This is a genomic window from Vibrio sinaloensis DSM 21326 (assembly GCF_000189275.1).
GTDB lineage: Bacteria > Pseudomonadota > Gammaproteobacteria > Enterobacterales > Vibrionaceae > Vibrio > Vibrio sinaloensis.
On sequence record NZ_AEVT01000006.1, the window covers coordinates 14,622 to 28,147 of the forward strand.

At 46.3% G+C, this 13,526-nt stretch carries 9 protein-coding genes; 8 read left to right on the forward strand and 1 reads right to left on the reverse strand.

Going from position 1 to position 13,526, the window contains the following annotated elements; translation table 11 throughout:
- Positions 1-21 precede the first annotated feature (21 nt).
- The 8 genes from RH45_RS01090 to RH45_RS22755 all read left to right on the forward strand — a co-directional run bounded on the left by RH45_RS01090 (position 22) and on the right by RH45_RS22755 (position 10,546).
- Positions 22-450, forward strand: coding sequence for a MarR family winged helix-turn-helix transcriptional regulator (locus RH45_RS01090; RefSeq protein ID WP_008072785.1), 429 nt, complete (start codon positions 22-24; stop codon positions 448-450).
- Between the two features lie 34 nt (positions 451-484).
- Positions 485-1,483 (forward strand): succinylglutamate desuccinylase/aspartoacylase family protein, encoded by a 999-nt coding sequence (locus tag RH45_RS01095; protein ID WP_008072786.1) that lies wholly within the window; start codon positions 485-487, stop codon positions 1,481-1,483.
- A gap of 270 nt (positions 1,484-1,753) precedes the next feature.
- Positions 1,754-3,790, forward strand: coding sequence for a prolyl oligopeptidase family serine peptidase (locus RH45_RS01100; RefSeq protein WP_008072788.1), 2,037 nt, complete (start codon positions 1,754-1,756; stop codon positions 3,788-3,790).
- A 13-nt stretch (positions 3,791-3,803) separates the two neighbouring features.
- Positions 3,804-5,957, forward strand: coding sequence for a TonB-dependent hemoglobin/transferrin/lactoferrin family receptor (locus RH45_RS01105; protein WP_008072791.1), 2,154 nt, complete (start codon positions 3,804-3,806; stop codon positions 5,955-5,957).
- A 9-nt stretch (positions 5,958-5,966) separates the two neighbouring features.
- Entirely contained in the window at positions 5,967-8,243 is a 2,277-nt protein-coding gene (locus RH45_RS01110; RefSeq protein ID WP_008072792.1) for a proprotein convertase P-domain-containing protein, read from the forward strand.
- Between the two features lie 14 nt (positions 8,244-8,257).
- Positions 8,258-9,715: an Lcl domain-containing protein gene (locus RH45_RS01115; protein WP_008072793.1), complete on the forward strand. Its 1,458-nt coding sequence runs from the start codon at positions 8,258-8,260 to the stop codon at positions 9,713-9,715.
- Complete coding sequence (locus tag RH45_RS01120) at positions 9,715-10,275, forward strand: Lcl C-terminal domain-containing protein (protein ID WP_008072794.1); 561 nt, start codon at positions 9,715-9,717, stop codon at positions 10,273-10,275. Before RH45_RS01115 ends, RH45_RS01120 begins: the two co-directional genes overlap by 1 nt.
- Positions 10,276-10,378: 103 nt before the next feature.
- Complete coding sequence (locus RH45_RS22755) at positions 10,379-10,546, forward strand: DUF2256 domain-containing protein (RefSeq protein ID WP_008072795.1); 168 nt, start codon at positions 10,379-10,381, stop codon at positions 10,544-10,546.
- Positions 10,547-10,560: 14 nt separating this feature from the next.
- Here RH45_RS22755 and RH45_RS01125 read toward each other — a convergent pair whose 3' ends face one another.
- Entirely contained in the window at positions 10,561-13,335 is a 2,775-nt protein-coding gene (locus RH45_RS01125; RefSeq protein ID WP_008072796.1) for an amylo-alpha-1,6-glucosidase, read from the reverse strand.
- Positions 13,336-13,526: the final 191 nt, after the last annotated feature.

Here is a 13,526-nt window from a genome sequence, read left to right on the forward strand (position 1 = left end):
AGAGAAAGGTAAATCACCTCTATGAGCCCGGAATTTGACCGACAAACCAGTTTTGGCTGGTTAATCAATGTACTTGCTAATGATGCTGCCAAATCGTTTGATGCTGAGCTAAAACAACACGGCTTAACCATTGCGCTTTGGCCAACACTCATGTGTTTATGGGAAGAGGAAGGGGTGACTCAACGAGATATCGCTAGAAAATCGAAAGTTGAGAACTCTACGACCACTCGAACTTTGGATAAACTAGAAAACCTTGGTTTGGTTGAACGACGTGCGGATCCAACAAGCCGTCGCTCGTTCCGTATTTACTTGACAGAACAAGGCCGAGCGTTAGAGAAACAGCTTATTCCGATTCCCGCCGGAATCAACCAATCATACTTAAGCGCATTGGATGACGCTGAACAAAAAGAACTTATTCGTTTGTTGCAAAAACTTGTCGCCAACGTCTAACTGATAGCAATAGACAGTTTTACCGGAGAGTAAAATGACCAAATCACTAAATGAATGCATCGTTCCCACTTATCCAACCATTCAAGCGTTAGATGTTAATGCACTCGAGCCCGGTGAGCATAAGTTTTGGTTTGCAGTGGCAACGGATGCGATTGGTCATCCGCAAACCCTCCCTGTCAGAGTTTTCAAAGGAAAACAAGCGGGTAAGCGAGTGGTGATCACGGCTGGCGTTCACGGTGACGAGCAAAATGGCATATTGACTGCGCAGAAACTGGCGCGAGAACTGACCAAAAAAGAGATAGCCGGAGCGGTCACGATTATCCCAACTGTCAACTTGTCAGGGATTGCGCGCCACAGTCGAGATTTCCATTCTGCCGCGCCAGACAGCTCTTCAGCCAATTTAAACCGCGTGTTTCCCGGCAGTCCTGACGGCGATGATGCCAGTCGTTATGCCAATAGTCTGTGGCAGAATCTGCTTAAACCTAATGCGGATTTAGCAATCGATTTGCATTCGCAAACCAGTGGCAGTGCCTACCCGCTGTATGTGTTTGCCGATTATCGTTTGCCTGATGCGATTCGAATGGCGAGGTTGGTGAACCCAGATGTGATTCTCAATGACCCGGGTGATCCAGGTATCTTAGAAACCGTTTACAACCGAGCAGATATCCCTTCGATTACCATCGAAGTTGGTATTGGTCGCTATACTGACTTGACGATGATTGACCGAGCAACGCAAGGGTTACTCAATATACTGTCCGCTTATGAGGTGATTTCTGGCGAGAGTAACCATCAGCAGCGTGAGTGTGTGGAAGGCAATCATATCGTGAGTGTCCGTGCAAAGCAGGGGGGCTTCGTTATCTGCCATGTTGAGCTGATGCAAAAGGTGACCAAAGGCCAAGTTCTGGCAACGCAGTACAACAGCTTTGGTGACGAAGTTGAAGTCTACACGGCGCCATTAGAGGCAACGGTGATTAGCCATAACGTAGAGTCTGTACGAGCACCGGGTTCTCTGGTTGTTAGGCTTATTCACTAACCTGACTTGAGAGTCAAGAAAGCAACCGTTTGCTTGGCTCTCTTATTTTCTTCTGAATACTCCCCTTCTGTTTGCTGAAATCTAGATACTCTCGCTGAATTTCCCTGTCTTTTAGTCTCTTCATCTATCTCCATATCGTGTAATTACTCTATTTATTATTGAATTTTGAGTGATCAGTATCACACAAATGGGTAAACGATAATTGATCTCATTACCATTCTCATGCATCATTCGCGCCCTATTTATATTTTATATATTGCGTCAGATCTTATGAAGCTGCTGAATGTTGTCCTGCTATCGATCTCCTCGATAGTGGTAAGTGCTAATTGTGAAGAGTTATCTGGTGATAGTACCCAGTCGTACGAGTGGCTTCGTGACGACTCGCGTACCCGTTCCCAGGTCATTCAGTACCTAGAGCAGCAGAATGTAGAGTCGCAACAAGCTTTACTTGCTCTTCAACCCTTAGCGGATAAGCTACTGCAAGAGTGGCAAGCCAATCGTCCTCAGCGTGCTGAACAACCCTGGACCATCAAAGCGGGGAGCGAGTTTCAGGTTTCCAGCTTCGAAGGCCAGCGTTGGTTAGTGACGCGTAAAAAAGGGGACCAATCGGTTCGTAAACTGCTGAATCTCTCTCAGCGGGAATCTCACCATCAATATTACGATCTCGGTAACTGGGCTTTGAGCCCGGATGGCACCTTAATTGCGCTTGCTGAAGATGTAGTGGGTGATGAGCAGTACCAAATCAGCGTTGTTAACCTAGCAACAGGAGAGAGTCACCTTGTTGCTAAACAAAGCGATACGGGGATTTTGTGGTCGACTGATAACCAAAGCGTTTATGTGATTAAAAAAGCGCTATCGGACTCTCGTCCAGCTAAATTGGTCAAACATGTGATTCGCTCAGCTCAATCATCAGAAACGTACATTGAGTCCGATGTGGCTTGGTTAGTTTCCGCTTACCTTGCAAGTGATGAGCGATACGCGGTGATTCAAGTTAACTCAGAATCGGCGACTGAACAGCGAATTCTGGACTTATCAACGGGTGAATTGTCAAAGCCGCTCGCTACGCGTAAAGATGGCAATGAATATTATGCGGATATAGCTGGTGGTGAGCTGTACATCAATAGCAATCATCAAGGTAAGTTCTCACTTTACAAAGCAAAACTCGCTCAAGTGGCTTTGCCAGAGCAATCCAAATGGCAGCAAGTCTATGAATCTGATGAGCAAGCTAATCTTGAAAACTTTTACTTGTTTGAAGCAGGTATTGCGCTCGTGGAGCAAAGCAAAGGGCGACAGAGCATTGTTGTTCTAAATCATCAAGGAAAAGAGATTCACCGTGAACCACTTTCGGCTGAAGGTAGCGTCGGTTGGGTAAGTCGAGTGGGTGATTATAACAGTAATGTTGTGCGGATTCGCTCTATGTCTATGGTGCAACCGGCTAAATGGGAAGAGTTGAACCTTGTCTCGATGAGCCGCATCCAGCTCAGCCAAGATGTTTACCCAAATTATCGTCAATCAGAGTACAAAACCGAGCGTATTTTTGTTGATTCCAACGGTGCCAAAGTTCCGGTCACTTTGGCGTACAAACCGCAGTTATTGACCAAAGAGTCGCCAGTTATTCTTTATGGTTACGGCGCGTATGCATTCACCATGAAACCGTATTTTATGCCACAAACAGTGTCGCTTCTTGAGCGCGGTGTGATCTATGCGATTGCTCATGTGCGTGGTAGTGGTTATTACGGCGCTCAGTGGCATGAACAAGGTCGCGGCACCAACAAGATGAACGGCATTAAAGACTTTGTCGCCAGTGCAAAATACCTCAGTCAGTTTAATGGAGGCCAACGCAACGTTGCCGTTATCGGCTCTAGCGCCGGAGGTACCTTAGTCGCGGGGGCGATTAATCAACAACCTGACCTATTTACCGCAGCGAGCCTAAACGTGCCATTTGTCGATGTGGTTGCCAGCATGTCAGATACCAGCCTTCCTCTAACAGCGCAGCAATACCAAGAGTGGGGCAATCCAAATGTGGCCAACGAGCTGACTAAAATGGCGCAGTACGATCCCATTAATAACATTAGCCATGCCGATTACCCAGCCACCTTGGTGCGAATTGGTTGGCAAGATCGTCGAGTGCCTTATTGGGAAGGGGCTAAATATCACGCCAAGCTGAAGGCAATGAGCAGCGGAACAGGCCCGTACCTGCTCGATACAGATTTTACCAGTGGACACGCTACGGATAGGCGTAAGTCATCACAACGACAAGCAATGGACTATGCATTTCTAATTCATCAATTACAACAATCGGAATAAACCGGAGCCGTTCATGAAACTTTCACGAGTCAATGTCGCTGTGCTGTCTGCATTAGCGGCGGGTCTTGTACACGCTGAATCTGACGTTAGCACGTTTGAAGAAGTCGTCGTAACAGCAAATAAGTACGAAGAATCACTATCGAAAACCGCGGGCTCAGTCTCGGTGATTGATGGTGAAGAACTCCGTAAAAGTGGTGCGACTGAGTTGTACGAAGTGTTCAAAGATGAGCCGGGCGTCAGTGTGACAGGCTCTGCGGGTACGGCGCAAAATATCGCGATTCGCGGTATGACAGGTAACCGTATTTCGATTGTTAAAGATGGCATTGCAACGTCAGATGGTTACGGTGCGAGCGACATTAACGATATCGCTGGCCACAACTCGTTTGATCTTGCATCGGCAAAAGAAATTCAAGTGGTTAAAGGTGCCAGTTCGACCAGTTTTGGTTCGGGTGCAATTGGTGGTGTCGTGATCATTAAATCTCTTGCTCCGGAAGATTACCTTCAAGGCGAGGCATTTTATGTTGATGCGAGCACCAACTATGCAAGTAACAGTAATCGCTATCGTTTTGACTCCAACCTGGCGTTTGCGCTGGGTGATACTGAGTCTCTAGTACAAGCGGCATACTGGAGTGGCGACGAGACCAAATCTTACGACGAAAACAAATGGAGTCGTGAGTTAGAGGGGGTTAGTGCGGCTTATACCATCAACCACTACCTCAATGAAGCATGGCTTCTTAAAGCGAAAGCGGACTTCTATACCGAAGTTATGGAGCGAAAGGAAGGTCAGGCTTTGCCTCAGTTCGATGGCAAAATGGAAGCTGAGACTTTCTTTGAAGAAAATACGACCTCAACTTACCTGTTCTGGTTGGGAGCGGAGTACGAAGCGGAATCTATGCTACTGGATACGTTGGACACTAAGATTTACTACCGCTCGACTGAATTTAATAACGACAAAAACGTCTTAATGTACCGCGATCAAGGCAATAGTCGAGTTTGGCGTCGTGAGATAGAAAACCGTGTGTTTAATGATCGATTAATCGGTTGGTCGGCTGATTTAACCAAAGAAACTTACTTTGGTGATGTGAAGAATACTTTCGTATACGGAGCAAAATTCGAAACGACTTACCATGATCGTCCCGTCGATGAAAAGAAAGCAGAAGGACAGACCACACAAGAAGCGGATAAGAATTCATTTGCGCCAGCGACAAGCTACTCTATCGGCGCATTTATGCAAGACTCTATCGAGTTTGGTAAATGGCGAGGGATGCTTGGTCTACGCTATGACTCTTATCGCTTGAGCTCAGACGATGCTGATTCAATCACTGAAGAGGGTATTTTTGAAGAAGAATCTCTACCAGACAACAATAGCTACGAAATTTCTCCTAGCGCGTCTCTGGCATACCAGTTTACTCCTGCTTTTAACACCTACCTGAGCTATCGCCATGGCTATCGTGCACCTGAATACTCAAAAACTTATGGCTTGGTAGACCACAGCGCCATTGCGTTAAGCGGGTTTATTTTGATGCCTAATTTCGATCTCGAAGCTGAAACCAGCGACAGTTTTGAGCTTGGTGCCAAGTATGACGACGGAAAGCTTCGTCTCTATGGTGCAGCTTTCTACAACATATTCGAAAACTTTATCGACGTAAAAGTAACAGGTAAAGATGACCAACGATTAGTGACAATCCAAACCTATGAAAACCTTGATGGCGTAAGAACTTATGGTGCAGAAGCCTCGCTAGAGTATTTGCTAACAAACGCTATTACGGCAAAAACCAGCATAGGTATTGTTGATGGCAAGGACAAAGATGGTGAATACGTTCGCGTGATTACACCTTTGGAAGGTAACGCGTCGCTTAACTATGACGATGGCTCGCTTAACAGTTATCTGCGCATTAACTGGGCAGGCAACATGACACGCACAACGACGTGTGAGGTCCGATCTGGAGTCGAAGGCGACTGTGCTGAAACAGCAGGCTGGGCGACGCTTGATGCGGGGGTTGGTTATAACTTTGATAAACGTACGCGTATCAACTTTAACGTACTCAACTTACTGGATCGCGAATACGTGATGTACCAGGACATTGCAGGACAAACAAGTGAACAAAAGAAATGGCTTTATGCCAGTGGTCGCTACTTCACTGTTAACGCGCGTTACGCGTTTTAAGGGGGTGGTATGCAATCTCGATACTCACTGCTTGCGCTCGCTATTGTCTACTCATCCGCATTTGCGGGTGAGTGGGATTACCCCGCTGGAAATGAAGTCGTAGCGGACTCGGCAGCAGCGCAGACCTATTTGCAAGCCCGTTACCCAGAGGTTGGAGCGGTATCTCTGCGTTATCAGACCGAAAGTAAGCTTGGTCATCAGTACAATTTCAACATTACTCTTGATGGCGAGTACCAAGCGCAACGAACTTTGGTTGTCCACACAGACAAAGATGGTCTAGTACGACGAGTCTTTAAGAGTTTGGAAGACACACTGATTGTCGATGGAAAGCCAGCGACAGCCGCGGAACTAGAAGCCCCACGACGTCTAAAAGCCGAGCGCCCACCAGAGTTAGCCTCAGGCAATATGGTGACAGCGACCGTCAATATCGTTGACCCAGATCTTCGTACCATGGATAGACAAGCGCCACCTGCGAGTCCATGGCTGAATGTGGAAGACTACCCGAACGCCCCACGTTTTGTAGAGCGCGAGGTGGAAGTGTTAAATAGTGGTGGTCGTTACTATTTGTCCAATTCACGAGTCACTCAAGTAGATGCTGAATATCTCGAAGAATATCAGGTGGGTAGCGATAGTTGGCAACAAAGTGGTAGTGCATCGTTTCTTGATCAAGAAGGCATCACCGAATTTAGTCAGCTAAATGATTTAGGTAATCTGACTTTTGCTAGCAATGATTTTACTCAAGTTATGGCGTTCTACCATATTGATGAATCTCTGCGCTATGTCGAGTCACTTGGTTATTCACTATTCGATGAACCTGTTGAAGTAGACGCACGTGGTTTATCAAACAACAACTCTAGCTACTTTTATGGCCCCAAAGCTGCCATGTTCGGTGTTAGCGGTTCGCCTGACGCGATCGACGCGGATGTTGTAATTCATGAGCTCGGACACGGTGTTCATTATCAGATTGTCCCTGACTGGGGTTATGGCCACACTGGTGCAATGGCTGAGGGCTTTGCCGACTACTGGGCGGGTTCTGCTAGCTATCGAAAGCTGTTTAAACAAGGCAGTGATTTTGAGATTGATACCGTATTTAACTGGGATGGTTATTTTGGCACTCGCGTTTCCACTCGCAGTTTATGGAATCAGCGCGCTCGCTATTTCGAATCCAGTGAATACAGAGCGCACGTCAGTGTTGGCGGAGAGCTTGGCGACGAACTTTGGTCAACACCACTATTCCAAACGCTCAAGCAAGGCGTCGAGAAATACGGCGAACAGGCTTTTACTGAGATCGATACCATAGTATTGGAGTCGATGTTCGGTTTAGGTCGTGGAATGAAAATGCACGATCTTGTTGAGAGCATGCTATACGTTGCTGATAGGCTTTACCCGTCACGTGGTTACAGTGAGATACTTAAGCAAAACTTTGCGGTGCATGGTTTAGAAAAGCAGCCTTTCCGTATCGAGTTGGATAGTCGTTATGTCGACAATGCTGAAGCAATGTCTGTTCGCCTTATTACCAATGGGCGTCAGGCTAATGTTGATGGCAAGATAACAACATCAAACGGCGTAGACCTGCCCGTGAAGCAAGCAAAATTTGCCGTGATGACCAAAGACATTCAGCTATCAAAAGTCGAGTCATGTGGTGTGCCATTTGAGCTGGAAGCAGACATCAATTACCAGTATGAATCAAACTTGCAAACGCTAAACTGGAACAATTCACAAACACTGGTACTCGGTGTCCCCAAAATTTCTCAAGCGGTGAAAGTTCAAAACTCACTTTTACCTGATGCATCTATCACTAACACGGGAAGTTTTAGCGCAGGGTTCAAGATCTTTAACTTCAATATTAATGACTCGTCGCTCATTGATGAAAACTTCGGTGTCTATATCAAACTTAACCACCCAGAATTCAGCGATTTACAAGTTGAACTGATTTCACCAACTGGTTCAAGGCAGATGCTCATTGCCAATCAGACTTACTCTCAAAGTGAAAAGAGCATTTACTGGGTTGCAAAACATGACGAACTGCTTGCTCCATTTGTGGGTGAGCAGCTCGCAGGAACTTGGCGTCTTGAAGTGTCAGATGTGGCAATTGGAGACTCAGGACAACTGGTCGAATGGGCGGTTGGCCAAGTAGAGCAGTATAGCTGCAGTGACTTAACTGATAACTCAGCGACTAATAATACCAATAATAATTCCGGCTCAGGAGGAGGCGCTCTCGGATGGGGGCTTTGGCTTCTAGGTGGGCTTTTATTCTGGCGCCGTGAGCGTATTCAAACACACTAATTAAGAAAAAGACTATGAAAACTCAACTCACTTTGCTTGCCACAGCAGTAATGCTTGCTGGTTGTGGTGGCTCTGGTGGTGGTTCTGATGAGAGCCTACCTACTTACACCATTTCTGGCACGGTAAATGCTCATGCTGCTCAAGGCAACGAGAAAGTATGTATCGATTTAAGCCAAGATTTCGTTTGTGACTCTGGCGAACCGAGCACAACGGCGAATAACGGTTCTTATTCGATCACCACTACTAACCGAGCTATTCTGAATGCGCCTATAGTGGTGGAACTTGAAACTGGTGTCACGTCGCTTAGCAGCCGTGCGGCAGCATCAAATGATACCGCTGTCTTGATCGCACCTGCACAAGGTAACTCTTCAGGGAATGACGTGAACGTGGTATCGACTCTGATAGCCGGTTACATTGCGTCAGGTGAGACATTAGAGACTGCAACGGGTTATGTTGAAACTCAGCTCCAGGCGTTAGGCCTGCCATCTGATGATCTTCTTAATCAAGGTGATCGTTCTGAATACCAAGTGTTAGAGCAAAATGTTTTAACTTTGACCAGCGCGATGGAAGCCTCTAAGCGCAACGAGCAAATTTTTGCACTTGCCTTCCAACTAGATGAGTATCGCGATTTCGTGCTTAAGTCGGCGCCAACTGACCAAGAGGCAACGGATGCACTGACTAAAATTGAACAGAATTTGACTCTGTCTCAGGTTGCTTATCGTGAACAAAACGATACGGGTCTGACTAAGTATATTGGTGACGGTGCTATCGTCGACAGCTCACCAGCAGATTTCCCTGGTCAAGATGCTGATTACGGCAGTGATAAAAACGACGGTGGATTTAAGTTCGTTAAACTTGACGCGAATGGTCAACCACTCGCAGCAGATGCGACAGAATGGTCTTGTGTTCAAGATGAGCGCAGTGGTTTGATTTGGGAAACAAAGCTCGATGATGCAGCCTCGCCTCGTCATTTTGAACGCCTATTTGCTTACCAAGAATCAGGCGTAATCGAACCGTTTATAGAAGATATTAATTATCTTGGTTGCCGTGATGGTGACAACATCTGTACCACAGAAGAATACGTAGAGTACCTAAATACACAAAATGTTTGTGGTATTAACAATTGGCGCCTGCCGACTTCGGGTGAAGTTTATAACTTGATCGACTTTGCTGAAACGCAACTTGATGGTGATGAAGAAGCGTATGGCTTTACTTACGCTTACTTCCCACTTCAAGGTAACAGCAGTTACTTAGAAGAAGGGGTAATTTGGACCAAGCTAAACATGTTTACTGAGTACTCGATTAATGCAGAAAAGTACTTTGCAGGATATTCGTTTGCAGCACTCCAGACTAGAGGACCTCAGCGTGGCGAAACCTCGTTTGTGGATATCTACACCGACAAAACGGCTGCTGATAACTCTGATTCTTACCAATTTGCAATTCGACTAGTCGCTCAAGTGGAGGCTAAATAATGAAAAAGTTTACTCTAGGCCTCGCGCTAACACTGGTTTCTTCTGTATCGATCGCGGCTCAAGAATGCAGCATTGATATTGCTAAAACAGCGCCTAACATTCGTTACGTTTTCAATGATAATGGCACAGTAAAGGATAAGGTTACTGGCTTAACTTGGATGCGTTGTCCGTTAGGGCAAACTTGGAACTCAGCTCAAAGTACTTGTACTGGAGAGGCTGATGGCATGTTCTGGCAATCAGCGTTAAGTGCCGCGCAAGATATCAATACAAGCGCTACTAACCCGCTACACCAATTTGCTGGCGTAGCAAAATGGCGTCTACCGAATATCAAAGAAGTGTATAGCTTGAGTGAGTTTGCTTGTTACACACCAGCATTGAACTCGAAAGCATTCAGTGGCGCATTTTTGCAACCATCTGGTGATCTCCGTACATTTGTTTGGAGTAACACGCACGATGCAGCAACGATGAATGTGTATGCGATGGACACACGTAACTCTGAAATCTACTCGTATGCACCGTCTGGGCACAAATTCGGTGTGCTACTTGTTGCCGACCAATAATTAAACCAAAAAGCGAGCCTTCGGGTTCGCTTTTTTTATATCCGGAGATCGATTGTTGCAGCAAAATGGTAAAACTAAGCGCGTTTACTAAAGATAAGGCGCTATGAAATCAGAACGTGTTTTAAAAGGGTTTAAAAGCCAGCTAGACACTAAGCAATGTCCCGTTTGCTCGCGCACGTTCAGTTGGCGCAAGAAGTGGAAGCGGAATTGGCATGAGGTAGTGTATTGTTCAGAGCGATGCCGGCGCAATAAAAATAAGGGAGCGAATTAAGCTCCCTTATCTGGTTAGAGAGTGTCTCTCTCAGCGTGAAGAGGTTGCTGATTACGCTTGGTAAGTAAGAAGTGATTCTGCTGCAAACAGTTAAATGTGCGATGCCTGTCTGGCTTAGCAAACATCACATTATCCAGAACAGGGTAGCGAGCGAGCGGATGACGAGTTAACGATAGAGGCTCTAGGCTGCACGTTACCTCTCCACTTTGACTGTCTAATGCAATCGTGAATGGTGTAGTCAGTGCAAATACCATTTCAATCGTGTCATGCTCACTTCGAAGCGATAGATTCAAACGCACTTTTTCTGTTTGGCTTACTGGAGAAATTTGGTATCGCTCAATGTGGTTGTCTCGTTCAAATGTCACCTCAAGGGCGTTGCATTCCCCAAAAGGCAATCTGGTCACGAACTGATGCCATTGTGCGGGCAGTTTAGGTTCAAGCCTTATCTGGTTTCGAATCAGTTGCGGCTTAAAACCGAGGTAGTCTTGTTGTGTGTTGCGAGCGTATTCAGACACCGACCAAGCTTGTGCGTAAGTTCCCGTTTCAATAAGAGCGTTTGGATCTTGCTGGAAAGCATCCAAGTTCTCACTCATGCTGCCTCTGTGGCCTTGCTCCAATATTTGCTTCGCTAGGTTCTTACTCAGCTGATAAGCAAAGTCTTGTTGGTCAAACTTGTTCAATGATGAGACCGTGAAGCCAGCGTTCCATCCCCAAATGGTGCCGTTATGATAGGCCGCATCTTTATGGTACTCACTGCGATTATCGTGATAAGGGTGAAAATCTTCATGTGATTGATTCAATGAGCATATACCCCATGGGAACAGCAGTTGTTCAACACTGTTCTTGACGATGTACTGACCAATCTCATGATCGACTAAAGGTTCGGATTGAGGAATGGTCAGAGTCATCAGTTGATTTGGTCTAACGCTTAAGTCAGGTTGGTCTTGATCGGTTAATCGATCGGCCATTGATTGGCGCTCTGCACACCAAAACTTGTCAATAAAGCTTTGTTTCGCCTGTTGAGCTAACGAGACGACGTGATCAGCATAGACATCGTCCTGGTTTAGCTGCGCGAGTGTTTGTGCAACGTGTAATGCGTCAAACCAGAGCGCTTGGATATCGTTGGCCTTCGGCCCTCTTGGAGACCAAGGGATTTGGCCATCAATTTTAGCGTCCATCCAAGTGTCCGGGTGACGATGTTTAATCAGTCCATCTTGGTCGAGGTAGTTGCGTTCTACACCTGCAATAAAGCGTTGTACAACGGGATAAATGCGTTTGGCAAAATCAATGTCTCCGCTGTAGTTAATGTACTCCAGGATTTCTCGGATCATCCAAGGGGTGCCATCGGTTGTATTGTAGATGATGTTAGTCTTGCTGGTGACACGGTTAGGTATGCGACCGTCATTGAGAGAGGTGTCGTCTTGCAGTTGCATAGAAGCAAAATTCTCAATGATGGCTTTTGCCTCGGAAAATTCACCATTAATCAAACTGGTGCCAGAGAGTGCGATGAAGGTGTCGCGACCCCAGCAATCTTTAAACCAAGGTAAACCAGCCCAGATCCCCGTCCCAAATTCGTGGCTGACAAACACTCGGCTGGATAAACGTGCCCACAGGGTGGCACGGTTGTATTCAATGTCGTCGCTCCAAAAATAGTAGTGAGTGAGGAAGTCATACACCGACTGACGATGTTGGGTATTGGCGTCTTCTTGAGCGGCTTTGCGAGCGGACTCTATCGCCAAGTTTTTATCATGTTCAAAGCTTAGATATACAGAGAGTTGGTCGATGGGCGTTTCACTGGTGATTGACAGCGTCATGTTGCTAGGCGACAACAGCATCTTATCTGAGATGTCTCTATGCTCCGCTAAGTTGAGCTCTTTAATAGTGACAGCATGATTCGCGCTTATAGCAATGAACTGCGGGCAGCCTTCAGGGCACAATGTAGGCTCTACCTCGATAAGCAGTACGTCTGCAAAGTGTTCAATCTGAAAATCACCATGCGCTAAGTTAAGCTCTGGAATAATAGAAAGTATGGTGGCTGAAGTCGCATTGACCGACAGGCATGCCATGCGTTTGTTTTGCAACAAAGATAGGCAATCGCTGCCTTGAGCAAAATGGTGCTCTATTCCGTAGGGCATGAGCCGGGCGTGCCTTGCCTTCGTTCTATCATTGAGCTCGCCATCGATAAGCGAACCAAAACCGCCAAGATACCAACCTTGATGGTGTCGGTAACGACCTGCACACGCAAAATTGTGGGTTTGCCCTTCATAATATCCATCAACATTGTCACCAAACACATACGGAAAGGCTTGCTTTGATTCAATGGCTAACTGGTCAAATAGAGCTTCGGCACCCATCGCCCACTTATGGTTGTGAATGTGAAGCGGATCAGAATGAGTATTGGTTATGCGATAATTGACCAAGTCGCCTCGCTGTGGCAACGACAGCGTGTTCATCTCTAGTTCAATCGTTAGCGATGGTGTTTCATTGGTCAGGTCGAGTGTCAGCTGGAATCGCCCGGTTTTATTTGGTGTAAAGGTAAGGTCATTACCTATACCTTGAGTGCTCATGAGAGCTGTCGAACTGGCCAAGTCTAATGCGACGGATTGAGTTGCATGAGCGGCGAGTGTCCAGCGTTCACTGCCATCCATATCGGCGATTTTAAACTGGTGCTTGTCGGCAGAGAACACAACATGAGTCGTGTAGATAAGCGGTGATTGCTCAACAAATGGGGTGTCGAGTCCCCATCCATTAAAGGTGCCCTTCAGATAAAGTGTTGGTACGTTTTGCATAGTCGATGCTCTAGATGTCGTGGCGTTTGGCGAATAGATGTTATTCAGTGTGACTGATTCTGTGCTCAATTTTATTATTTTCGTTCTATGCGGGAAAATTGATTTGCTCTTCAATGATATAGGCTTTTTCTATATCAAACCCTTAATGGCCGTTTTTAACTCAGATTGATGGTGGTGATTGCTGACGTGAT